The 25,606-nt window shown below is 71.8% G+C and carries 9 protein-coding genes; 4 read left to right on the forward strand and 5 right to left on the reverse strand.

Annotation, left to right across the window (positions count from 1 at the left end):
• The first annotated feature begins 78 nt into the window (after positions 1 to 78).
• The 4 genes from EBN03_RS09730 to EBN03_RS09745 all read left to right on the forward strand — a co-directional run bounded on the left by EBN03_RS09730 (position 79) and on the right by EBN03_RS09745 (position 2,957).
• Entirely contained in the window at positions 79 to 696 is a 618-nt protein-coding gene (locus tag EBN03_RS09730) for a TetR/AcrR family transcriptional regulator (RefSeq protein WP_199742693.1), read from the forward strand.
• A gap of 15 nt (positions 697 to 711) precedes the next feature.
• Positions 712 to 1,488, forward strand: a complete 777-nt coding sequence (locus tag EBN03_RS09735) for a lysophospholipid acyltransferase family protein (protein WP_122187617.1) — start codon at positions 712 to 714, stop codon at positions 1,486 to 1,488.
• A gap of 144 nt (positions 1,489 to 1,632) precedes the next feature.
• Positions 1,633 to 2,010: a MerR family transcriptional regulator gene (locus tag EBN03_RS09740; protein ID WP_122187618.1), complete on the forward strand. Its 378-nt coding sequence runs from the start codon at positions 1,633 to 1,635 to the stop codon at positions 2,008 to 2,010.
• Positions 2,011 to 2,096: 86 nt separating this feature from the next.
• Positions 2,097 to 2,957, forward strand: a complete 861-nt coding sequence (locus tag EBN03_RS09745) for a TIGR03619 family F420-dependent LLM class oxidoreductase (RefSeq protein WP_122187619.1) — start codon at positions 2,097 to 2,099, stop codon at positions 2,955 to 2,957.
• A 116-nt stretch (positions 2,958 to 3,073) separates the two neighbouring features.
• Here the strand turns inward: EBN03_RS09745 and EBN03_RS09750 are convergent, their stop codons facing one another.
• The 5 genes from EBN03_RS09750 to EBN03_RS35675 are packed head-to-tail and all read right to left on the reverse strand — an operon-like array spanning position 3,074 to position 25,577.
• Complete coding sequence (locus EBN03_RS09750) at positions 3,074 to 4,291, reverse strand: phthiocerol/phthiodiolone dimycocerosyl transferase family protein (protein WP_122187620.1); 1,218 nt, start codon at positions 4,289 to 4,291, stop codon at positions 3,074 to 3,076.
• A gap of 58 nt (positions 4,292 to 4,349) precedes the next feature.
• The gene (locus EBN03_RS09755; protein WP_122187621.1) at positions 4,350 to 5,630 is read right to left on the reverse strand and encodes a glycosyltransferase; all 1,281 of its coding nucleotides are present in this window, start codon (positions 5,628 to 5,630) and stop codon (positions 4,350 to 4,352) included.
• The gene (locus EBN03_RS09760; RefSeq protein WP_122187622.1) at positions 5,627 to 6,727 is read right to left on the reverse strand and encodes an alpha/beta hydrolase; all 1,101 of its coding nucleotides are present in this window, start codon (positions 6,725 to 6,727) and stop codon (positions 5,627 to 5,629) included. The genes EBN03_RS09755 and EBN03_RS09760 overlap by 4 nt, the downstream gene beginning before the upstream one ends.
• Positions 6,724 to 9,033, reverse strand: coding sequence for a thioester reductase domain-containing protein (locus tag EBN03_RS09765; protein WP_122187881.1), 2,310 nt, complete (start codon positions 9,031 to 9,033; stop codon positions 6,724 to 6,726). Before EBN03_RS09765 ends, EBN03_RS09760 begins: the two co-directional genes overlap by 4 nt.
• A gap of 14 nt (positions 9,034 to 9,047) precedes the next feature.
• Positions 9,048 to 25,577 (reverse strand): type I polyketide synthase, encoded by a 16,530-nt coding sequence (locus EBN03_RS35675; protein WP_122187623.1) that lies wholly within the window; start codon positions 25,575 to 25,577, stop codon positions 9,048 to 9,050.
• Positions 25,578 to 25,606: the final 29 nt, after the last annotated feature.

Here is a 25,606-nt window from a genome sequence, read left to right on the forward strand (position 1 = left end):
CACGAAGCCGGAGGCGCAGCACCGGTCACGCATCAGATGCATTGGCGAATCCGATGCGTTCATGTATAGAGTGGGCCCGTGCCCCAGACCGAACCGGCCGCCCCCGCCCGAGTGACCAAGCGCCGCGCCGAGACTCGCGCGCGGTTGCTGGATGCCGCGTTCGAGGTCTTCGCGGAGAAGGGATTCGGGCACGTTCGGATCGAAGACGTCTGTGCCACAGCCGGATACACGCGTGGCGCGTTCTACTCCCAGTTCGAGAGCCTGGAAGAACTGTTCTTCGTGCTCTACGACCAGCGCGCCACCGCGATCACCGACCAGGTCCGGGCCGCCCTCGCGGCCACCGCCGACCCGTCCGACCTGGCCACTTTCGTCGATCGGCTCGCGGCCACGTTGCCGCTCGACCGGGACTGGCTGCTGATCAAATCCGACTTCCTCACCTACGCCGCCCGGCGCCCCGACGTGGCGGCCCGGCTGCACACACACCGCGCGAGCCTGCGGGCGGCGATCGAGGAGCGGCTGACCGCGAGCGCGCTGGCACTGCCCGCGGAGTTCGGGACGGCCGTCGACGCGGCCCGCGCGGTCGTCGCCGCGTACAACGGCGTCGCCGCGGAACTGCTGCTCGACCACGACCAGGCCACAGCCCGGGAATGGCTGGCCCGCTTGATCTCCCAGCTCTGCCTCGCTCCCCGCCCCTGAACAGTACGGATCCCGATGACCTCGAATCGACGCTCGAAGCCGGACGTGCTACTCGACAACAGTGATGCCGTCTACGCCTACTACCTACGGCACCGCCCGAACCGGCTGCAAGCAATGGCCGCGTACGCCCTGCTGGCCAATCGCTTCCGGCCGCGGATCGTGTTCGCCGACGGCGCCCGCGCACAACTCGCGGATCTGCTCCGTAGCAAGCGGCCCATCCTGTTCGCGCTCAACCACCTGTCGCAGCGCGATCCCTACGTGGTCGCCGCGGCCGCGTGGCGCTCACCGTTGCGCCCGCTCATCGGCCGCGTCCGGGTATTGGCCAAGGACGAACTGTTCCTCGACCCCGACCAGCGGCGCAAGGTCGACATGATGGGCGGCATCCCGGTGTTCCGAGGAAAGGACCACGGCATCCGCGCGGTCAACGCCGCCGGCCAGCAGATGATGGACATCTGCGCCGAGCGACTCACCACCGGAGACCATGTGGCGGTCTTCCCCGAAGGCACCTGCAACGAGGTCGACCCCGCGCGGGTCCAGTCGATCGGCAGCGGCATCGGCCACATCGCCTTCCGCGCAACCAAACTCGGCGCCCCGCCCGCCCTGCTGTGCCTGGGCATCAGCTACGGACCTCGCCCCGACCCCACCGTCGAACCGACCGAAGCCGAAGTCCGTTCCGCCGCCTTCTATTTCCGCACGCCGGTGCTCACTCTCCCGCAGCGCCCTGCCGACATCGCCCGCCTGACCGCGGCAGAACTCCAGCTCGCCGTCGACGGGGCCACCGCCGCGTACTGAACTGCGCGACAGCGCCGCGACGATCTCCGTCGACCCGCCCCGAGCAGACGGACCCCTCGATCGTGCTCGGTCCCGGCGTCTCGCGGTCTTGCCTTGACGCCGGTGACAAGGTTTAGCGTTGGGCGGGATTCCCGAGGAGGTCCGATGCTGATCGGAGAGCTGGCCCAGCGCGCCGGTACCAGTACCCGTGCGGTGCGCTACTACGAGCAGCACGGGCTGGTGCGGCCGGCGCGGTCGGCCAACGGGTACCGGGTGTACGACGAACACGAGCTCGAGATCGTCCGGAAGATCCGGGCGTTGCTGGAGTTGGGCTTCGACCTGGCCGATGCCCGCCCGTTCGTCAGCTGCCTGCGCACCGGCCACCGGTCCGCCGACGAATGCCCGGAATCGGTGGAGTCCCTGCGAGCCAAGCTCGACGAGATCGACGACGCGATCGAGCGGCTGAGCACGATCCGGCGCAGCGTCCGCGCGCGCATCGACGCGGTCACCGCGCCACCGCCGAAATGCGAGTTCTCCCCCTAGCAGTCGACACTCCCGACAGCACCCCACTGTTCTCCGGTCGAACCCAGCGACCGGCATCTCCCCATGTCCAGACAAGGATTCCCGTCATGCGCTTCGCGGTCAGCTACAGCACTGCGTTCAACGGCACCGACCCCGATCGCCTGCTGGCGTTCGCCCGGCACGCGGAGAACCTCGGGTTCGAGGCTCTCTATGTCCAGGACCACATCGCGCTCTATCCTGGTGCCGACTACGGCTCGGGTGAACTCCCGGCCACGTTGCCCTACTTCGATCCCCTGGACTGTCTGAGCTTCGTCGCCGCGGCCACCTCCCGGATCCTGCTCGGCACCGGGGTGCTGCTGCTGCCCTACCGGCACCCGGTGGTCCTGGCCAAACGGCTGGCCACCGTCGATGTGCTGTCCGGCGGCCGGATGCGGTTGCTGACCGTCGGTCTCGGTGCCCTGCCTGGGGAAGCCCACGCGCTGGGTGTCGATTTCCGCAGCCGCGGTCGCCGCGCGGACGAGGCCATCGACGTCCTGCGCCTACTGTGGGCGGGCGGTCCGGAAGGCATCAGTCACCACGGCGAGTTCTTCGCCTTCGACAACCTCTGCACCTACCCGCACCCCCACGAAACACCCACGCTGCCTATCCATATCGGCGGTTCCAGTGCCGCCGCCGCCCGGCGCGCCGGACTCCGCGGTGACGGCTATTTCGCGGGAGGCATGCTGACCGAGCACGAGCGTGACCGGCAGATCGACCTGGCCCGCAAGACTGCCGTCGAGGCCGGACGCGATCCGGCCGAACTCGAGTACACCCGGTGGGGTTCGGCCGACATGTCCCCCGAACGCGTCGCGGAGCTCACCGCGCACGGGGTGGACCGGCTGGTCGTCGGGTTCGCCGGCTTCGACCCCGCAGAGCAACACGACCAGATGTCGGAATTCGCCGAACGATTCAGCCTGCCACGGCGATAGCGGCTTCGGCGGCGAGCCCAACTCGGAGGTCGGCGCCCGGACCGCCGACCTCCGACAGATTGCGGGCTACCGCATCCGAGCCCCTGCCCGGGTCGGGCGCGGGCGAGATCGAACCCTTACTGCCCCACCGACATCGGGGCGGACTCCACGGCCGCCCGGAGGGTGCCGATCACCGTGTCCACCCGGTGCTGGGCCGCCTCGGGGGTGTCGTCGTAGTGCGGCCAATCGACGGACAGCCGGCCGGCGAAGGTGCGGACCTGGTAGGTGGGGCGGCGGCCACGGGCACTGAGCGAGCCCAGCAGGACGAAGTCCTCGACGTCCAGCGTTTCGGTGCCGGTCAGGTCGGGAATGCGCCCGAGATTGGTGCACATGACGAGGTTGGGCATCTCCAGCGCGCTGCTGTCCGGCATGTTGGAGCTGTGCAGCGGAGTCTGTTGCACGACACCGTATTCCAGGCTGACCCGCAGATGTTCGTTGACCGCGCGGGCCAGCGGGACCAGTTCGGCCGCGACGTCGGCGGCGGGCATGTAGGCGGCGAAACCCATGATGTTCGAACCGTCCATCGGTGCGAGCGGCGGATTCAGGCGGGCACGCAGGTCGACCATGAACACATACAGCAACTCGTGCAGCGGAATACCGCCGAGCTCGGTTTCCGCCAGCAACAGGGCCGCGGACACCAAGCCGTTCAGGGTGACCTCTTGGCGGGCGGCGAGGGCGAGCAGGGCGTCGGTTTCGGCCACCGTCAGCGCGGCCGAGGCCAGATGCGGGGCTACGAATTTGGCCTCGGGGTCGACGTCGAGGCGGATGGTCTCGCGCGGCTCGGGGTCGGGCTCGCCGAACTTCACGACACCCCGCTCGGCCAGGAGGGTCTCCACCGGTTCCGGGAACGGCTGCGGCGCCGGAATCAGGGCCCGCCCCGCCGTGGCGTCGCCGTACAGCGACCACAGCTGCGCGAGCAGCGACAGGCCGCGAGGTCCGTCGGCGAGGCTGTGATGGAACTGCATGCTCACCGCCGCCCGGTCACCGGCCCGCACCACGAAAACACCGAACAGCAGGTCGTGCCGGGCCAGTTCGGCCGCGTTCAGCGGCGCGTCCGGGTCGCCGTCGGTGACGAACAGCTGCTGCCGCTGCCCGCCCGCGGCATAGGCGTAGCCGTCGGTCACGTCGGCGATCCGGGCCGCGAGCATCGGCGCGGCGGCGCACATGGCGGTTACAGCGGCGTCCAGCGCTTCGATCCGCAGCGGGCCGCGGACCAGCAGCGTCATGGCGAAGTAGTGCTCCGACGCCACGAAGATTTCCTCGCTCGGCGCCAGGCGGCGATAGATGTGCTCCAACGGATCGTTCCTTCCTGTCCGAGTCCCGCCCGGCGCGGTGCTCTCGGGTATTCCTTTGTCAGCGACCGCGAGTCGCGGCGGGCCGGACTCCGGTGACGGTGTCGCAGAAGTGGGCCACGCCGTCCTCGGTGGCCATCGCCGCGGCGAGCTCGGTGGCGCGCTCGCCGGTCTCGGGACGCAACGCGACCGCGAGCGCGGACGACAGCGTGTCCGCGCTGAGGGTGCGGTAGGGCAGGGCGGTTCCGGTCCCGGTCCGCACCACGCGCTGACCCCAGAGGATCTGGTCCGCGCTCAGATGCGCGACCACCGCCGGGATCCCGGCGCGCGCGACCGCGTGGGTGGTCCCGGAACCGCCGTGGTGCACCGCGGCCCGGCAGCGCGGCAGCACCCGGGAATGATCGAACGACCCGGTCACCAAGACCGTGCGGCCCGCGCGCGGCCCGGCTTCGAACGTCGACCAGCCCGCACCCAGCAGCATCCGCACGCCGTGCCGGCGCGCCACCTCCTCGATCATCGCCAGGCAGCCGGCCGGATCCAGCACGGGCATACCGCCGAAGGAGACGAACACTGGCGGCTCCCCCTCGTCGAGCCACTGCTCGAGTTCCGGGTCCAGCGCCTGCTCACCCCATGCGGCTCGCAAACCGGGCGGCACCACGGCCATCCCCGAGATCGTGCGGTCCGGCCAGTCGCCGGGCCGCCCGAACAGCGCCGGACTGACCAGCAACTCGATCGGGAACGCGTTCGCGCGCACCAGCTTCCAGAGATCGGGCGCCGGCCTGGTCGCCCCGAGGCGGCGCCGCATCCGCTGTGCGGTGGCACGGCCGGTGGCGGCATAGGCCTGCTCGAACACCAGGTGGGTCGCCAGCCGCAGCGCACCGGTCGGCAGGTGCCGGCCGGTGACGAACGGCGACGCGTACTCGGCGGTCCGGTCGATCGGGAACGGCAGGTGCATGGCCAGCTGCTGACCGGAACGGCCCGTGATCGCCAGAGCCCGGCCGAGACTCAGCGGACCGGTCACGATCAGATCGGCCCCGTCACATGCCCGGATGTGCGCCTCGTCCAGCGCCTCGGCGTGTTCGGCCTCGAGCTTCGCCAGCGCGCGAGTGAACCGCACCGTGTTACCCGCGACCAGAGACTGTTGTGCCGCACCGGAACTGAGGAACTTCAGCAGGTCCACCGGCAGTTCGACCGTCTCGAACCCGACCCGTCGCGACGGCTCCACATTGTTGGTGTTGGCCGCCACCACCACGTCGTGGCCGCGTGACCGCAACCCGTCCGCGATCGCCAGCGGCGGCTGCAGATCACCGCGGGTGCCGAAGGTGAGTACCGCGATCCTCATGCGCCGAGGCCTTTCACCGAGCCGGCCGGGTGGTGCCGGTCGAGGAAGTCGAGAATGTGGCCGAAGACGTCCAATGCGGCGCCGCGACCGAGGAAGGTGTCGAGATGGCCGTACCCCGGCACCTCGACGTAGTCGACGTCCAGCTGCGGGTGCCGGGCGGTCAGCACCTCGTGGCACAGCTGGTTGGCCCCGGGCCAGAACTTGTTCTCGCTACCGGACAGCAACAGCAGCGGGGTGTCGATGTCACCGGCGCGGTCCAGCGCGTTCTCCGGCAGTACCCGGTATCGGTCGTCGCGGTCGTTCCAGCGCAGCATCGCGTGCGCCAATTCGACCCGCCGCAGATGCGGCAGGATCCACAGCGGCGCCGGGCCCAGCAGCTCGGGCAGCAGGTCGTGTGCGTGCGGGTCGAGGTTGCCGTGGTCGTACAGCGAGCCGCCGAGTCCCCACGCGTTCTGCAGCAGCCGGCAGGTCGGATCCTTGCAGCCCTGCTTGCGGCCGCTGAGCGCGAACAGCGGGGTGTACTTCGACCACAGTCCGACCGTGCGGAAATCGGTGGGCACGTGGTCGATTCGGGTCCGCAGCAGCTCGGTGCCGAGCGTCAGGCGCGCCCGCGCGGTCCCACTCATCTTCGGGGTGAGGAACACGCCCTGCGCCACCACACCGGCCAGCCCGGGCACCAGTCCCGCGACCAGGCTCATCGACAGCGACAGCGCCCCGATGCAGTGGGCGACGACGAACAGCGGCCGGTCCCCGATCCGGGCCCGGACCGCGTCCACCGCGGCGGGAATGTCGTAGACCGCGACATCGTCGTAACTGAAGCGAGATCCGTTGTGGTTGTAGGGCAGTCGGCAACTGCCGCGCCAGTCGAGCAGCCACGGTTCGTAACCGTTGTCGACGAGCACGTCGGTGAGGTGCCGGGTACCGGGCACCCGGAACATGTCCGAGGACGCGGTGTGCCCGTGCAGCAGCAGCACGGCCGGGCCCGACGCCGACGCGGTGGTGGCGCGGCGCAGGCCCAGCCGGGTCCCGTCCCGGGCGACCAGTGGGACGTCCTCGATATCGGTGTCGTCGAGGCGGGTGGACAGCACGGGGGTCATCGCAGCTCCTTGGTGGCGGCGTCACGGCCGAGGTCGAGCAGTTCGGCGGCGGCCCGCAGCAACGGCTGGGCGAGACCGCGGCCGACCTGCGAGCCGAACCAGCCCAGCCAGACGAGCTTGGCCAGCCGCTGTTCGCGTTCGGACAGTTCGGGATTCGTGCGGATGCCGTCGATCTGGTCGGGCACGTAGCTGTCGGCGGGGACCACGACCTCACCGCTCAGCCGGGCCGCAGCACCGGCCCGCCCGATGTCGACGCGCAGGGCGCGCGCCTGGCGCCACAGGTCACGGCGGGCGCGGGCGGTCTTGTGCCCTTCCATCCACCACCGCCCGCCGTCGCTGTCGCGCAGCTCGAGCCGGTAGCGCAGCAGTGGATGCCGCAGGCCGGACTCGGTGGGTACGCCCTGCTGCGGACGCACCCACACGTCCCCGCGTTCGACCGTCAGTGGATCGGGATGCAGTGCGGCACACCGTAGTTCACCGGCCACGTCGACGCGGCGGTCGGTGACCAGCTGATGCATGCTCGCGATGGACAAGGTCAGCGCCAACTCGCACGGATGGCTGTCGTCCCCGTCGGTGACGGTGCCACGCAAGGTTTCCGGGAACCACAGGTAGGGCGCGTCGGCCCGGTCGGGCAGCCGCGCCACACCGAGGTCGGCGAGCCGCTCGAAGGTGCGCTGCTGGGCCCGGGCGTCGTAGCGGACCGCGGGCGGCAGGCCGTGCGCGGCGACGAATGCCCGGGTGCGATGCATGGTGGCCGCGGGCGCGGTCATCGAGGCCTCGCAGAGTTGCTGTGCGGTAGGGCTTTCCAGCATGCGGGCCAGGAACTCCAGCTCCGCCACCCCTTCGCGGCGGATCCGGGCCAGCGTGTCGTCCCGCCAGTCCGGCCAGTCCTTCAGGACCACGTTCATCCCGCCCAGCATCATGTCCCGACGCACATCCTCGACCGTGCTGGGAACCCCGGTGAGATGGTAGTCCCGCCCCCACGCCTGCGGCTCGCCGACGATCGCGGCCGTCACCCGGCTCACCCAATCCACCGGCGCCACATTGAGATACCGGAATGCGGGCATGGTCCGGAAGCGGGAGAACGCCGCCAGGAACGCACTCGACAGATCGTGCGGATTGTGGGCACCGGTGCGCGGGTGCCCACCGATCCCGGCCGGCCGCAGGAAGGTGACCACCAGGCCGCGTTCGCGCGCCCGGCGCAACAGGGCCTCGGCCGCCCACTTGGTCTTGTCGTAGCCGGCGCCGAGCCGGTCCAGATGCGCGACCGGATCGTCCTCCCCCATGCTGGGCGCGGCGACCTCGTTGAACACCGCGACCGACGAAATATGGTGCAGCGGTTTGATCGTGCCGGTCATGGCCAGTTCCGCCAGGGTCAGCGGGCCCAGCACATTGGCTTGGCGCAGCGACGGGTAGCCGCGCAGGAAGTCCACGGCGGCAGCCACATTGACGATCGCGTCGATGTCCTGGGCCAGCGCGTCCCACTGCTCGGCGGACAGCCCGAGCCGGGGGCGCCGCACGTCGCCGGCCAGAACGGTGATGCGGCGGCGGATCTCCGAAGACCACGGCAGGTAGAAGCTCCGCAACGCCTTGCCGAGCCGTTCCGTCGCGGCCGCGTCGTCCTCGCCCCGGACCAGGCAGACCACGTGTGCGTCGCTGTGCCGCAACAGGTCCAGCAGCAGATGGCTGCCCAGGAAACCGGTCGCGCCGGTCAGCAGCACCCGCCGGGGTGCGGTCAGGGGCGGCGGACCGACCCACGGCAGCCGGTCCGCCCCGGCGATATCGGCACTCGCCAGGGCGAGATCCTCGTCGATATCGATTGCCGCCGGCAGGTTCCCGCTCGGCACGGGCGGCGTGGCCAGGTGTCCGCCCGAAACCGCGGGGAGGCCGGGGTCCGCCGGCGGCGCCTCGACCGCGAATCCGTTGCGGGTGAGCCAGCGCTCGGCCAGGCGTCGCGGCCGCGCGTCCGCGAACACGTCGTCCAGGCTCAGTTCGACCCCGTGCTCCTCGATCAACGCGGCCACGAACTCGACCGCCGCCACCGAGGTCGCACCGGCCTCGAACAGATCGGTCTCGCTGTCGATCGGCTCGGCCAGCTTGCGATTGGCGATCTCGGTGATGACTGCCGCGAGGCCGGCGACCGTCCAGCCCGTTGCCGATTGCGGTACCGCGGGATCAGTGGCCGGTTCCGGCGTCGCGCGCCGCGGGGCCGCTGCGGCGAGCAGGGCGGCGATATCCATTCCGGCGCCGCCACTTTCGAGGGCCAGGGCGCGGGACCGGTTGTCGTTGCCTGAGTTCGGTGTCATGAGGTGCTCCTGCGTCATCGTTCCCAGGACCGGAAGGCGCGCAGCCGCTCCGGGGTCACGGTGGTGTCCAGTACCGGGTCGTCGAGGTCCCCGCCGCCGAGCCCGGCGAGCAGGGTGCGGGCCGGGACGTTGCGGGTGGTGTGGTGGGCGATCAGCCGGACCCCGGTACAGCCGAGGGTGTCCGCCCGATCGGCGAGGAAAGCCAGCAAGTTCTCCTCCACGCCGCGGCCGAGCGCCCGGCAGCTGAGCTGCCAGCCCTGCACCAGCAGGGTTTGCTCGTCCTGGCGGACCGCGAGGACGCCGACCTGTCCGTAGTCGCCGAAGCGGTCCCGCACGTGCGCGGTGAACACTTCACCGTCGGCGCGCCACCGGTCCAGCTCACCGTCGGCGACCTTGCGCAGCGTGAACTGGTTGGTGCGGCGGATCAACTGTGCCGACCGCTCGGCGGTGTCGTCGGTCAGCGCGGCGATGTCGACCTGCAGATCCAGCCCGGCCAGGAAGTCCGCGAAATCCGTCGCGGCCCTGGCCTGATCGCGCAGCCGCTGCTGCTGGTAGAACTCCGCGCGGGCGGCGTCCTCGGCGGTGGCGGCGATCGGGTGCATCGGCCACAGCCGGTGCAGGAACGCCGCCAGCCGGTCGGCGGGCGGGCAGGTCACGGTCAGCACCTGCGGCAGGGCGGCCCGCATGGCCGCCACTTCGACCGGGTTGTCGTCGAGGAACAGGAAACTGTCCACGCCGAGCCGCAATTCGTCGGCTGCCGCGGCCAGCCGGCGGGACTTCGGCTCCCATCCGGCCGACAGCACCGCGAAATGTTCGGCCCGCAGCAGACTGTCCGGCTGCTCCAGCACCGCCCGGACGGTGGCCTCGTCGTTGTTGCTGATCAGCACGAGCAGCACACCGGCGGCGCGCCACTGCAGCAGCCGCCGCGCCAGTACGGCCCGCGCGCCGCCGAGGTCGACCCCGTCCGGTCCGGCTTCCGCCGCGACGCCGCCCCACAGGGTTTCGTCGCCGTCGACCGCGATCACCTTGGGTGGGGTGGCGGTCACCTCCCGCACCACTTCGGCGAGGGTGAGCGCGATCGCGGCCTGGAATTCCGCGCCGAACGGCAGGTGCGCCAATGCGTCGGTGTGCCGGTCGAACGGCTCCGCCACGGCGTGCACGCGCGTCCAGTCGTCCGCGTCCAGCACCGCGACCCCGGGCAGGTCCCGCAGCCGCGCGGCGACCTGCCGTTCCCAATCCGCGAGGCGCGGTTCGAGTTCCGCGCTGGGCAAGAACCCGACCACCATCGGAATGCGAGCCCGTTCGGTCACCGCGCCCACCGCCGCCGGATAGGCCTGCGCCAGCTCCGCGAGCGCGTCGTCGTCGATCTCACCGAACCGCACCAGATCGACCGCCCGCAGCAACACCACGCCGACCTTGGTCTCGGCCGCCGCGAACACGCCCATCGGATCCCGCAGCGCCGCGAGCACCTGGTGATAGGGCGCCTCGGCGACCTCCACCGCACCACCGATCACACTGTCCGCGAATGCGATCCGGCACAGCGCAGGCAGATTCCCGAGCGCGAAGCCGGCCGCCAACGCGACCACCGGAGCCGGTCGCCGGGGCGCGGCCACAGCCTCGTCCGGCCCGGCATCTGCGGCTCCTGAGCTGACCAGAGCCGGTTCACCACCGGGATCGGACAGTGTGCCGGACGCCGATGCTCGGGTATCCGGCTCTGCCACGAGCCCCGGCGATTCCGTCGTTCGATCGGCAGCCAGGTCCGGTCCGGGCGTGATCGGCGTGTCACCGGTCACCGCTGTGCGCGCGATTCCGTTGTGCGCCAGGCCGTTCGATGCGGCCGGTAGTACCGCGGTGGCCGCGATGTCCGGGTTCGCCACGACCGCGGTCAGCGCGGCGATGTAGTCGGTGCCGAACAGCGTGGCTGCCCGGTCGTCGATGATGTCGTGGTTGTAGGTGAAGCTGATGCTGCCCAGGTCGGGCATGGCGGTGACCATGATGTCCAGGTCGCTGTAGCCGATGCCGACCGGGAGGATGTCGACGTGGTCGAAGCCGGCCGGTGAGCGGAGGAAGTTGAAGTACACCTCGACCATCGGGGCGTCGGGCCGGTGCAGCCCCTGGGTGGCCAGCACGGCCAGGGTGTCGGAGAAGCTGGCGCCCGCGGTGAGCAGGCGGCGCAGCCGCTCGGCCGTGCGGCGCAGGACGGTGGCCGCGGTGTCCCCGGCGTCCACTTGGCCCGGATACGGCACCGGCACACCGTAATAGCCGATGCCGCGCATGGCGTCCACGTGCAGCCGGGTGTCCACCGGTACCGCCAGGACGAACCGGTCGACCTCACGTCGGGCAGCCAACAGCAATTGCAGGGCACCCAGGAACACCGCCGCCGGCGTCACCCCGAGCTCGCGGGCCCGCTCGGTCGCACGATCGAACAGGCCCTCCGGAAGCGGTAGTACCTGCGTTCCGGCCCGATAGCTGCGCGGTGGCCTGGCCACGGCCCGGTCGAGCCGGCGGCTGCCGACGAAGGCGGCCCGCCATTCGGCGAGGTCCGCCGCCGGCCGACTCGGTTCCTGCTGGGCGTCGAGCAGGCGCAGCAGGTCGACATTGGTCGTCTCGCCCGGCAGCGCGGTGCCGGAAAGTTCGGTGTCGATCTCGGCCGCGACCAGCAGCAGGGACTGGGCGTCGGCGACACCGTGGTGCGCGCCGAAGACGAGAACCTGTGCCCCGGAATCAGATTCGATGAACTCGAAGCGCCACAGCGGGCTGACGGCGAGATCGAATTCGGGTTCGAGCAGGGTACGCAGGTACTCCGCCGCCCCCGCGTCGGTCAGCTCGGCGACTCTGCGGTGCCGCAACAGCGGACCCTGTGGCTCGCGATGGACCACGAGCTCCCGCCCGCGCGGCGTGCTCGGAATCGCCGTGCGCAGCGCGGCGTGCCGGGCAGCCAGCCGGCGCAACAGCAGGTCCAGGCCGGTGGCGTCGATCGGGGTGCGCAACCGGATCGCCAAACCCACCGCGTGTGCCACCGCCGGAATTCCGTGACCGCTGCGCAGCAACCGCATCACATCTCGGGTCGCCGGGAACGACTGTGTCGCAGGCACTTCGGCTGACGGCACCGGCTCGGCCGCGTTCTCGGTCGCGCCACCGGCAGCTCCGCGGAGTACCTCGGCCAGCTCGACGGGGCTCGGGTGATCGAAGATGGCGGTCACCGGCAGCGTGATCCCGGTCGCCGCCCGCAGCGCGTTGCGCAGTTCGACGGCCATCAGCGAGTCGAACCCGAGCTGCTGGAAGGTGCCGTGCGGATCGATCGAGCCCTGGTCCGGGTTGCCGATCACCCGTGCGGTCAGGTCGCGGATCAGGTTCAGGGCGGTCGTCTCGTCCAGATCGCCGGGCGCGACGGTGATCGTCGCGTCGGTGACTGTCCCGGCGACTCTGCGCCGGGGCCGGACCAGGCCGGCGAATACCGCCGGCACGGCGGGCCGAGCGCGCAAGGCGCCCAGGTCAAGCCGGGCGGGCACGACGGTCGCCGCGTCCACGCCGAGTGCGGCGTCGAACAACGCGGCGCCTTCGGCATCCGACATCGGCCGCAACCCCACCCGGGCGAGCCGGGCCCGGTCGCCACCGCCGAGCGTCGCGGCGAGCCCGACCTGCCACAAGCCCCAGGCGTGGGACTGACCGGGCAGGCCACGCGCCCGGCGATAGGCCGCCAATCCGTCCAGGAAGGTGTTGGCGGCAGCGTAATTCGCCTGTCCGGGACCACCGGCGATACCGGCCAGCGACGACAGCAGCACCAGGGTGACCGGCTCGCCGGCCGTCAGCTCGTGCACGTGCAGTGCGCCGTCGACCTTGGGCCGCAACACCTTCGACAGTCGCTCGGGCGTGAGGGTCGCGAGGGTGCCGTCGTCGAGCACACCGGCCGCGTGCACGACGACCTGCGGGCGGGTGCGCTCGAGGAGAGCGGCGACCGCGTCCCGATCGGTCAGATCGCACGCCTCGAGTGTCACCTCGGCACCCGCGGCAGTCAGTTCCGCGGCGAGTTCGGCCGCACCGGGCGTTTCCGCGCCCCGGCGGCCGGTCAGGGCAAGGCGGGTGATGCCGTGACCGGTGACCAGGTGCCGGGCCAGCGCCGCGCCGACGCCGCCGAACGCGCCGGTGAGCAACACCGTCCCGCTGAGTTGACCGGGTGCCGCCGCGGCGGCGCGCGCCAAGCGCGCGACGTACACGACCCCGTCGCGGATCACCAGTTGCGGCTCGCCGGCCGCGAGCACGGCCGCCGCATCCACCTCGATATCGGTGTCCACCAGCACGAATCGGCCCGGATATTCGGATTGTGCGGACCGCACCAGGCCCCAGACCGCAGCACCCGCGAGATCCTCCAGCGCGGCGCCGGGCAGGTCGACCGCGCCGTGGGTGACCACGATGAGTGTCGTCCCCTCCGTCGCGGCGACCCGCTGCAGCGCGGCCAGTGCGGTCGCGGTCGCGTGGTGCACCGCGGCGGCGGTGTCGCCCGCCGGGACGGCCAGCAGTTCGACCTTGGGCCCGGCGTCCGGCGGTGTGGCGGTCGGCCTGTCGCCGTCGGCGGAGCGGTGTGCGAGTGCCGGAACCGTGGCGGTCGCACCGGAATCCGGCGGGATCGGCTGCCACTGCAGGGTGTAGAGGTCCTCGGCGCGCGGCGCCAGGTCCGACGGTGAGATCGGGCGCAGCACAATCGATTCCGCTTCCAGCACCGAGCGTCCGGCCGGGTCCAGTGCGGTGAGGGTCGCCGCCTCGGGGCCGGTCCGGGTGATCCGGACGCGCAATGCGGCGGCGCCGGTGGCGTACAGCCGGATTCCGCTCCAGGCCAACGGGATCAGCAGCGCGTCTGGGTCGCCGCCCTCGGTGAGGGCCAGGGCGTGCAGCGCGGCGTCCAGAACGGCGGGGTGCATCCGGTAGCCGCTCGCATCGAACTGGGCGGGCAGGGCGATGTCAGCGAAGACGGTGGCCGGATCCGCGGCGGCACGCCAGGCTCGGACGAGACCGCGGAACGCGGGACCGTAGTGATAGCCGCGGTCCGCGAGACGGTCGTACAGGTCTGTGACGTCGATCGGGATCGCCTGCGCCGGTGGCCATTCGAGCACCGCCGGTTCGGCTGCCGGTTCGGCGGGCGCCAGCAGGCCGGTCGCGTGCACGGTCCAGGTGCCGGCGCCCGGTGCCGCCGAACGCACGGTGACGGGTCGCCGACCCGTGCCGTCCGGCTCGCCGACCGACACGTGCAGTCGCAGGCCGTCGGCCGGAATCGGCATCGGGGCCTGCAGCACCAGTTCGGCCAGATCGGGGCATTCGGCTTCCTCGCCCGCGCGCAGGGCCAGCTCGACCAGACCGGTGCCGGCCAACAGAACCGTCCCCGCCACCTCGTGATCGGCGAGCCACGGCTGCCGCGCCACCGAGACCAGGCCGGTGAGGGTGAGTCCGTCGGAGTCGAGCTGGGGCACGACCGCGCTCAGGAACGGGTGATCGGCGGCGTCGAGCCCGGCGGAGCCGAGATCGGAGTCCGGCACCGCGCGCGGTTCCAGCCAATAGCGCGAGCGCTGGAACGCATAGGTGGGCAGCGACATTCGCGGTCCCGAACCGTAGCTCCAGGCCACCGGCAGGCCCGCCAGCCGGGCCCGGGCGGTGGACCGCAGGAAGGCCGCCAGGTCGGCGTCGTCGCGGCGCAGGGTGCCGATCACCGAGACGACGGCAGCCGGGTCGAGGTCGTCGACGGTCTCGGCGATCGCGGCGGCGAGCACGGGCCGCGGGCTGATCTCGACGAATTCGCGGTAGCCGAGCCGGTGCGCGGTGCGAACCGCGTCGGCGAAGCGTACCCGGTCGCGCACGTTGCGGTACCAGTGTTCGCCGTCGAGGTCGGCCGGGTCGTGCTCGGCGCCGGTGACGGTGGAGATCAGCGTGATCTCGGTTGCGGCGACAGGGAATCCGCGCAACGCCGCCCGGATCTCCGGCTCGAGGATGTCGACATGTGCCGAGTGTGAGGCGAATTCGATCGGTACCCGCTTCGCCCGGACACCGTCGGCCCGGCAGGCGGCGAGGAATCGCTCGATGTCGTCGAGATCGCCGGTCACCACGGTCGCGGCCGGGCTGTTCACCGCGCCGACGGTCAGGCGCCCGTCGAACTCCGTGAGCCGTGCGCGCACAGCCGCTTCCGGCAACGCCACGGCGGCCATGCCACCACGACCGGCCAGCGGCGCGAGCACCCGGCCGCGCGCCGTCATCAGCGCCGCGGCATCCCGCAGCGACAGCGCCCCGGCGATGTGGGCGGCGACGATCTCGCCCTGCGAGTGGCCGATTACTGCCGCGGGACGCACGCCGGACGCCTCCCACAGCCGGGTCAGCGCGACCGTCACCGCGAACAGCACCGGCTGGACCACGTCGAGTCGCTCGAGCGGTGGCGCGCCCGGCGCTCCGCGCAGCACGTCCAGCAGCGACCAGTCCACGAACTCGGCCAGCACGTCGGCACATTCACGCATTCGCTCGGCGAACAGCGGTGAGGTGTCGAGCAACTCGACCGCCATCCCGGCCCACTGCGCCCCGTGCCCGGGGTACACGAACACCGGGCCCAGCGCCGAAGGCGCGGCCGTGCGGCCGACAACGACCTGCGGCGCCGGGCTGCCGGTGGCAACCGCCTGTAGCCCGTCGAGGAACTCCGCGCGGTTCCGGCCGACGACAACGGCGGTGTCCGGGAACCGCGTCCGCCCGGCGAGCGTGCGTGCGACGATGCCCGGATCGAAGCCGGGCTCGTGTTCGAGGCGATCCCGGAGCCGTTGCGCCTGCGCGGCCACCGCCGCGGCGCCGATCCCGGAAAGCAGCCACGGCGTAACCGGAAGTGGTTGCCGGTCTGCCGCATTCGCGAGGCTGTCGGTAAATGTTGCCGAACCCGGGTCGGCGGCCTGCTGCGATCCGCGCACAGCGGCCCGCCCGACGGGGCGCGGTCCGCCCTCGACGAGTGCCTCGTCCCCGGAATCCGCCGGTGGTTCGGCCAGGATCACGTGGGCGTTGGTGCCGCTGATGCCGAAGCCCGAGATTCCGGCGCGACGGGGCCGGTCGGTCCGGGGCCACCGCTGGGCGGTGGTCAGCAGTTCCACGCTGCCCGCGGCCCAGTCGACGTGCCGCGTCGGGGCATCGACATGCAGTGTGGCGGGCAGGGTTTCGTGCTGGAGGGCGGCGATCATCTTGATCACCCCGGCGACGCCGGCGGCGGCCTGGGTGTGGCCCAGGTTGGACTTCACCGACCCCAGCCGCAGTGGGCGGTTGGCGGGACGATCCTGGCCGTAGGTGGCCAGCAGCGCCTGGGCCTCGATCGGGTCGCCGAGGGCGGTCCCGGTGCCGTGTGCCTCCACGGCGTCGATGTCGGCGGCGCGCAGGCCCGCATTCGCCAGGGCGGCGCGGATGACCCGCTGTTGGGCGGGCCCGTTGGGGGCGGCCATGCCGTTGCTGGCCCCGTCCTGATTCAGCGCGGAACCGGCGAGCACGGCCAGCACCGGGTGCCCGGCAGCGCGGGCCGCCGACAGCCGCTCGAGCACGAGAACGCCCGCGCCCTCGGCGAATCCGGTGCCGTCGGCGGCATCGGCGAACGCCTTGCATCGGCCGTCCGCGGACAGGCCCCGCTGCCGAGCGAAACCGATCAGCAGGCCGGGCGAGGACATGACCGTGACACCACCGGCGAGGGCCAGCGAGCATTCACCGGCGCGCAACGCCTGCGCGGCCAGGTGCAGTGCGACCAGCGACGACGAGCAGGCCGTGTCGACGGTGACGGCGGGTCCCTCCAGGCCCAGCGTGTACGCCACGCGGCCGGAAGCGACACTGACGGTGCTGGATTCGCCCAGGTACGCCTCGACGTCGTCGGGTGCCCGCCCGGCCAGGCGCGCGGCGTAGTCGGCGTAGGTGACGCCGGTGTACACGCCGGTCGTGCTGCCCGCCAGCGCGGCCGGATCGATTCCGGCGTGTTCCAGTGCCTCCCAAGTGATCTCCAGCATCAGTCGTTGCTGCGGATCCATGGCGAGCGCCTCGCGGGGGGTGATCCGGAAGAAGGTGGCGTCGAAATCGGCTACCTCGCTGAGGAATCCGCCCGCAGTGGCATAGGTGGTGCCGGGTGTCGCCGGGTCGGGGTCGTAGAGACCGTCCAGATCCCAGCCACGGTCCGCCGGGAAGTCGCCCAGCACCTCACCGCCCTGCGCCACGACCTGCCACAGGTCGTCCATGGCCGCGATGCCGCCCGGATACCGGCAGCCCACACCCACGATGACGATCGGGTCTTCGGACTCCGGCGCGGTGGCCGGAACCGGCTGTGCCGCCGCGGTTTCCGCCGCTTCCGCCGGAGCGAGCTCGGTGCGCAGCTGCCGGGCCAGCGCCCGCGGCGTCGGGTAGTCGAAGACCGCGGTCGCCGCCAGCTTGACCGGCACCGCACGCTGCAGCCGATTGCGGAACTCGACGGCGCCGAGCGAGTCGAAGCCCAGTTCCTTGAAGGTGTAGTCCGCGTGCAGGCTGGTCCCGGCCGGGTGACCGAGCACGGCGGCCGCGGAGTCGACCACCAGAGCCAGCAGCATATCTTCCTGCTCGGCGCGGGTCCGGCCCGCCAGCCGGCCGGCCAGGCCGCCGGCCGCCGGCGCCGCATCGACACTGCGGCGGCGGGTGGGCGCGAGACCGCGCAACAGCGCCGGCCCGCTCTCCGCGAGGGCCGCCGCATCCAGTCGCGCCGCCGCGACCAGCGGTGCGCCGATGGTCCACGCCCGATCGAACAGGGCGAGTCCGTCCGCAGTGGTCAGCGGCGTCACACCGCCGCGCCGCAGGCGGGATCGATCCTGATCGGACAGGTGCCCGGTCATTCCGCCGTCGGTCTCCCACAGACCCCACGCGATGGTGGTCGCCGGCAGCCCGCGGTGGGCCCGATACTGTGCGAGCGCGTCCAGGAAGCTGTTGGCCGCGGCGTAATTCGCCTGCCCGGCACCGCCCAGCAGGCCGGCCAGCGAGGAGAACAGGACGAAGGCCGACAGTTCGTGCTCGACGGTCAGCTGGTGCAGGTGCCAGGCGGCGTCGACCTTGGCCGCCAGCACGGCCCGCAGCCGCTCCGGGGTCACACTGTCGAAGGTGGTGTCGTCGAGGACGCCGGCGGCGTGCACGACCGCGGTGAGCGGATGCGCAGCGGGAATCGTCGCCAGCGCGTCGGTCAGCACCGCGCGGGACGAAGCGTCCCCGGCCACTGTCCGCACGGTCGCACCGGCGGCGGCGAGTTCGGCGACCAGCTCGTCCGCGCCGGCCGCGGCCGAGCCGGATCGGCTGAGCAGCAGCAGATTCCGGGCACCGTGCGCGGTGACCAGATGCCGGGCCAGTGCGGCCCCGAGCGCGCCGGTGCCGCCGGTGATCAGCACGGTCCCGTTCGGGTCGAACGAAGGCGGCAGGGTCAGCACGTTCTTACCGATGTGCCGCGCCTCGCTCAGCTGCCGCAGCACCTGCGGTGTGCGACGAATATCCCAGGCCGACACCGGGATCGGGGTCAACTCCCCGTCTTCGAACAGTTCGGTCAGTTCCGCGAGCATCCGGCCGATCAGCGCCGGATCCAGATCCGGCAGCGAGAACGGCAGGTGCCGCACGCCCGGGTAGTCCGCGGCGACCTGTACCGGGTCACGCAGATCGGTCTTGCCCAGCTCGGCGTAGCGGCCGCCGGGTGCCAGCAGCCGGAGCGACGCGTCGACGAATTCCCCGGCCAGCGAACCGAGTACGACGTCCACGCCACGCCCGCCCGTGGCGGCGCGTACGGCGTCCTCGAAGTCGAGGGAACGGGAGTCGGCGATGTGCGCGGCATCGAAGCCCTGCGCGCGCAGCACCGCCCATTTCGACCGGTGCGCGGTGACGAACACCTCGGCACCCCGCAGTCGCGCGATCTGTACCGCGGCCATCCCGACCCCGCCGGTGGCCGCGTGCACCAGCACGGTCTCGCCCGGCGCCAACCGGGCCAGCTCGCACAGCCCGTACCAGGCGCTGAGGAACACCGCGGGCACGGCGGCGCCGTCGCGGAAGCTCCAGCTCCGCGGCAGCACGGCCAGCGTGCGCGAGTCGGCCACCAGGTCCGGTCCGGCACCGGGCAGCAGACCGAAAACTCGTGTGCCGGGCGCGAATCCGTCGCCCGCGACGACGATGCCCGCGCCTTCACCGCATACGGCGGCCGGGTCCTCGCCGACCATTCCCAGCGCCGTGGCCACATCACGGAAGTTGACGCCGGTGGCCCGCACGGCCACCCGCACCTCCCCGGCCGCGGGCGCCCGTTCCGGGACCGCCACGGCGGCGACGTTGTCCCCGTTCAACTCTCCGGTGCCCGCGATCCGCACCTGCCAGCCCGGTTCCCGGGTGAGCTCGACCGAGCCGAGCGTGCCGGGCACACCGCGCCGCAACCGCGGCACATACAGCGCGTCCCGGCGCATCGCCAGCTGTGGTTCCGCTGTGCTCGTGGCGATCTCGGCCGCCCGGCCGGCATCCGACCACTGGTCGACGTCGACCAGGAAGATCCGTCCCGGGTACTCGTTCTGCGCCGACCGCAACAGTCCCCACACCGGGGCATGCGTCAGATTCGGCACGTCGTCGCCGTCACCGGCCGCGACCGCACCGTGCGTCACCACCACGAGCGGTGCGTCGCCGGCCGCGAGCTGCTCCTGCACCCAGCGCAGGACCGAGCCGGCGTTGTCGTGGACCGCCTCCAGCAGGGAACCGGATTCCGCTGGGCTGTCTGATGTTTCGGCACGACGCAGGTCGAGAACGGTCGGCTCGGCGGATCCCGACGCCGAAGGCGCCGGGATCCGCTCCCATTGCACGGTGAACAGGCCGTCGTCGGTTCCGGTGGTGGCGCCCGGCAGTGCGGCGGCGGCCAGCGCGCGCAGGGTCAGTTCCTCCACGACGGCGACCGTGGCTCCGGTGTGGTCGGCGAGCAGCACCCGGACCCGGTCCGGGCCGAGCGGGGTCAGACGCACGCGCACCGTGGCGGCCCCGACCGCGCTGAGGGTGACCCCGGCCCAGCTGTAGGGAACCAGGACGGTACCGGGCGCGGCGGGCAGGTCCAGATAGGCGATCGCGTGCAGGGCCGCGTCCAGCAGTGCGGGATGCACACCGTAGTCCGGCGCGGCGGCCGCGACGGACGCCGGCAGCACGACCTCGGCGCACACGTCGGCGCCGTCGCGCCACGCGGCCCGCAGGCCACGGAAGGCGGGTCCGTAACCGTAGCCGCGCTCGGTGAGCTCCGCGTACAGTTCCTCGACCGGCAGGGATTCGGCGGGCCGCCAATCGAATCCGGGCTCGGACGATCGGGTCGCGCCGGCGCCGACGCTGCCGCGGGCGTGCAGAACCCAGTCCGGCTCGCCGACGGCCCGGGAGTGCACGGTGAGGTCCCGGCTGCCGTCGGTCTCGGCACCGAGGCTGATCTGCAGCTCACGGTCGGTGTCGCCCGGCAGCGGGGCGTGCAGGATCAGCTCGCGCAGTACTCCGGCGCCGACCGTATCTCCCGCCCGGACAACCAGTTCCACGAACGCGGCGCCGGGCACCAGCACCGCTCCGGCGACAGTGTGATCGCGCAACCACGGCAGGGCGGCGGCCGACACCCGTCCGGTGACGGTGACGCCGCCGGTGTCGGGATGGGTCAGGACCGCGTCCAGGATCGGATGGGTGAGCGCGTCGAGTGCGGAACCGCCGGTCCGGCGGGCCGGTGCCCGCCAGTAGGATCGGTTGTCCCAGGCATAGGTGGGCAGCTCGGCCCACTCGCCGGCACCGACCCGGCCCGCCCAGTCCACCGGCAGCCCGCCGGTGTAGAGATGCGCGAGATTGCGTTCCAGGCTGCGCCCACCGTCGTGGTCACGCCGCAGCGATCCGGCCGCGACGATCTCGTGAAGGTGTTCGGCGGCAACGGCTTCCAGTGCGGTGAGCATGGCCGGGTGCGGGCTCAGCTCGACGAAGCAGCGGATGCCGTCGGCCATCATCCGGGCGACGGTGTCGGCGAACCGGACCGGCTCGCGCAGGTTGTGATACCAGTATTCGGTGTCGAGGGCGGCCGTCACCGGTTCGGTGGTCACCGTCGAATACCACTGCACACCAGTGGGTGTCGTGCTGATCCCGGCCAGGTCCGCGAGCAACCCCGCGCGCAGCGGCTCGATCCGCTCGGTGTGCGAGGCATAGTCGACCGGAAGTTCCCGGGTGAAGATCCCGTCGTCGGCCACATCCGCGAGCAAGGCTCGCAGCGCGGCCGGATCCCCGGCGACCACGGTGGACCGGCTGCTGTTGATCGCGGCCACCTCGACCAGCCCACCGGTGGCGGCCAGCCGGGGCGCGAGATCGGCCGCGGCGGCACCGACCACGGCCATCCGGCCGGTACCCGCGACGGCGGGCAGCGCCCGGCTCCGCAGCACCACGACGGTGACCGCGTCCCGCAGCGACAGCGCGCCCGCCAGATAGGCGGCCGCGATCTCGCCCTGACTGTGGCCCACCACGGCGGCGGGGATCACACCGTTCGACCGCCACACCGCGCCGAGGGACACCATCACGGCGAACAGCACCGGCTGCACGACGTCGTCGCGGTCCAGGCTGGGTGCCTCCGGCCCGGCCCGCAGCACATCGGCCGCGGACCAGCCCGCCAGAGCCCGGATCACGGCGTCGCAGCGCTCGAATTCGCCGCGGAACACCGGATTTCCGTCCAGCAGGTCCCGCGCCATCCCGGCCCACTGCGAACCCTGCCCGGGGCAGACGAAGGCCACGCCGCCGGAGCCGAGTGCGGGCTGCGCACCGACCACGACATCGGAGTCCTCGCGGTCGGCGCCCAGCGCGTCGAGTCCACGCAACAGCTCGGCTCGATCGCCGGCCACGATGCCCGCCCGCCACTCGAAGTGACTGCGCCGCAACGCCAGTGTGCGTACCACTGTCGAAAGTTCGAGGTCCGGCCGCGCCCGCAACGCGCCGGCCAGACGGGCTGCTTGCGCACGCAGCGAGACCTGACTGCGGGCCGACATGGGCACCAGCTGTGGCGGCGGCGCGGAATCGCCACGCCTGGACTCGGGGTGCATCACGTCCCCGGCATCGATCGACACGCCGCCGAGCCCGGGACCGGACGACTCCCCGACCGCGACGACATCGTTCCCATTGCTGCCCCGTACCACCGGCGCCTCTTCGATGATGGCGTGTGCATTGGTGCCGCTCAAGCCGAAGGAACTCACCCCGGCCCGGCGGGCGCGCCGACCGCGAGGCCACGGCCGGGCCTCCGACTGCAAGGCGAGTCCGCTTGCGGCCCAGTCCAGTTGGGTGGTCGGCGCCGCGGCGTGCAACGTCGCGGGCAAGGTCTCGTGTGTGAGTGCCAGCACCGTCTTGATCAGGCCCGCCACGCCTGCGGCGGCCTGCAGGTGCCCCAGATTGGTCTTGAGCGAACCGAGCCCGACCGGCGTGCCGTGCTCGCGGCCGGGGCCGAACACCCGGGCCAGGGCACGAGCCTCGATCGGGTCGCCGAGGGTCGTTCCGGTGCCGTGCGCCTCGATGTAGTCCAGGTCGGCGGGATCGAGCCCGGCGGCCGCGAGCGCCGCCCGCACCACCCGCTCCTGCGCCGGGCCGCTGGGCGCGGTGAGGCCCTGGCTGCGGCCGTCCTGGTTGACCGCGGTGCCGCGCAGCACCGCATGGATGCTGTCGCCGTCGCGCAACGCGTCGGGCAGCCGCTTGAGCAGTACGACACCGCAGCCCTCGGCCCACACCATCCCGTCGGCATCGGCACCGAACGCAGAGCATCGCCCGGACGGCGAGAGTGCCTGCAGCCGACTGAATTCCACGTGCGCGTTGGGCGTCACCAACAGACTGACCCCACCGGCCAGCGCGGCGTCGCACTCGCCGGCACGCAGCGCCTGCACCGCCTGGTGCACGGCCACCAGCGACGACGAGCAGGCGGTGTCCACGGTGACCGCCGGCCCCTGCAGGCCGAGGGTGTAGGCGATCCGACCGGACACGACACTGGTGGCCTGCCCGGTCGCGACATGGCCGTCGAGCTGGTCCAGCTCGGCACCGGCGAGGTAGCCACTGTGGTAGCAGCCCAGGTAGACGCCGGTCGTGCTGCCGGACAGGGTCTTCGGGTCGATGCCCGCGCGTTCCACCGCCTCCCACGCGACCTGCAGCGCCAGCCGCTGCTGGGGGTCCATGGCGGCGGCCTCGGCCGGTCCGATACCGAAGAACGCGGCATCGAAGCCGTCGATACCGTCCAGGTAGCCGCCGCGCAGCGAATACGCGGTACCGGCCACCGTCGAGTCGTTGTTGTAGAGGCCACTGGTGTCCCAGCGCCCGTCCGGCACGTCGGCGGTGACGTCGCGACCCTCGACGAGCAACTGCCACAGGGCATCCGGATCGGGCGCGCCGGGGAATCGGCAGGCCAGCGAGACGATCGCGATCGGGTCCGTACTCCCGGCGGCGGCCGTGGCGACGGTCGGTGCCGGAATCCCGGCGACGGCGGCGGCCAGCTTCGCAATCGTCGGGTGATCGAACACCATACTGGGTTCGAGCTCCGATCCGGTGACAGCGCTGAGCTCGACCATGAGTTCCACCAGTCCCCGTGAACCCAAACCCAATTCGGCCAGGGGACGGTCGGCGTCGAGGCGCGCGACGGCGACGCCCGTGCGCGCCGCCACCTGCTCGAGCAACCAGGAGCGAAGCCACGCGTCGGTCCTCTGTCCGGACTGCGCCGTACCACTGCCCTGGCTCGAATCACTGTGCGGGCCAAGGTCACCGGTCTGGCGCACTGTGGTCGGCTGCGCCGCGTCGACACCGGCCGCGGCAGCGCCGCCCCGAGCCGGATCCTGCCCGGAGTCGTCGGACGCGGGTACCGGTGCGCCGGTCGGCTCGACCACCGCCAGCGTGCCCGCCAGATATCCGGCCCGGCAGGCCTGGCGCTGGATCTTGCCGCTGCTCGTCTTGGGAATGGTGCGCGGCTGCAACAGGATTACCGTGACGCCGAGATCGTGCTGCGTGCTCACCGCCGCACGCACCGCGTCCTCGACCGCCAGCAGCTGCTCGGCGTCGGAGACCTTCACCTCGGCGGTGACCACCACCCGTTCCCCGGCGGCAGTGTCGACGGAGAACGCTCCGACACACCCCGGCCGGACGCGTGGGTCGGCGCCTTCCACGGTCAGCTCGATGTCCTGCGGATAGTGGTTGCGGCCGTCGATGATCAGCAGGTCCTTGCGTCGGCCGGTGACGAACAGTTCACCGGCCTGTCGTAGGCCGAGGTCGCCGGTGCGCAGGAAGCCGGTGCGGCCGTCGGTCAGTCTGGCGCCGAAGGTGTCGCGGCTGCGTTCCGGGTCGCCCAGATAGCCTTGCGCGACACTCGCGCCCGCGACCCAGATTTCGCCCTCGGTCCCGTCGGGTACCTCCGTGGCGGTGTCGGGGTCGGCGATCACGACGCTGATGCCGGTCGGTGGTGTTCCGACCCCGACCAGGTCGGTGCCGCCCGCGCGCGGCAGCAGGGTGGGCGTCCGGTCGATCGCGGCACCGGTCACCAGCAGCGTGGCCTCGGCCAGCCCGTACACCGGTAGTGCCGCGGCGGCACGGAATCCGGCGGCGCCGAAGACCTCCGCGAACCGGGTCAGGGTGCCGGCCCGAACCGGTTCGGCACCGTTGAACGCGGCCCGCCAGTGGCTCAGATCCAGCTCGTCCAGCAGTTGCGGGGTGGCCCGGCGCAGGGCCAACTCGTAGCCGAAATTCGGTGCGCCACTGGTGTGGACGCGATGCGCGGACACGGCACGCAGCCACCGTTCCGGCCGCTGCAGGAAGTGGTGCGGGGCCATCAGCACCGAATCAGCGCCCTGGTAGACGTTGTGCAGGACCGGCCCGATCAGACCCATGTCGTGGTACATGGGCAGCCAGCTGACGAACAGCGAGCGGTCGCAGGCGGCCACCCGCTCCGGGGTGTGCCCGAACGACTCGGCAATTGCGCGCTGATTGTCCAGCAGGTTCTCGTGGGTGACGATGACACCCCGGGGTGCACTGGTCGAACCGGAGGTGTACTGCAGGAATGCCACAGTGTCGGGTCCCGCGCCCGGGTCCTGCCATTCCCGGGCCATTTCGTCGCCGATTTCGTCGGTCGCGATCCAGGTCAGGGCAGCGAGCTGCGGAAATTCGGTGAGATTTTCCCGCACGGCCGCGACGACCGGGCCGGTGGTGAGCACGGCGACGGCCGAGGCGTCATCCACGACCTGCCGCAGCCGACGCAGACCGCGGTCGAATTCCCGCAGCTCCGGCAGTGGCATCGGCACGGCCACCACGCCGGCCGCGAGGCAGCCGAAGAATCCGGTGACGAAATCCAGCCCCGGCGGATAGAGCAACAATGCCCGTTGCCCGGCGAGTCCGCGAACTGCCAGTTCCGCGCCGATCGCGGTGCTGCGTCGGCCCAGGTCGGCGTAGGTGAGGTCGACGCTCGGGCCGTCGACTTCGCCCTCTTCCAGATATCGGAAAGCCCGATCATCCGGCCTTTTGTCGGCGTGCAACATAAAGAGTTCGACGAGTGAGCGATACATTTCTGGCTACCACTTTTCGACATCGAGTT

This window comes from Nocardia stercoris, from assembly GCF_003696265.1.
Classification (GTDB): Bacteria; Actinomycetota; Actinomycetes; order Mycobacteriales; family Mycobacteriaceae; genus Nocardia; species Nocardia stercoris.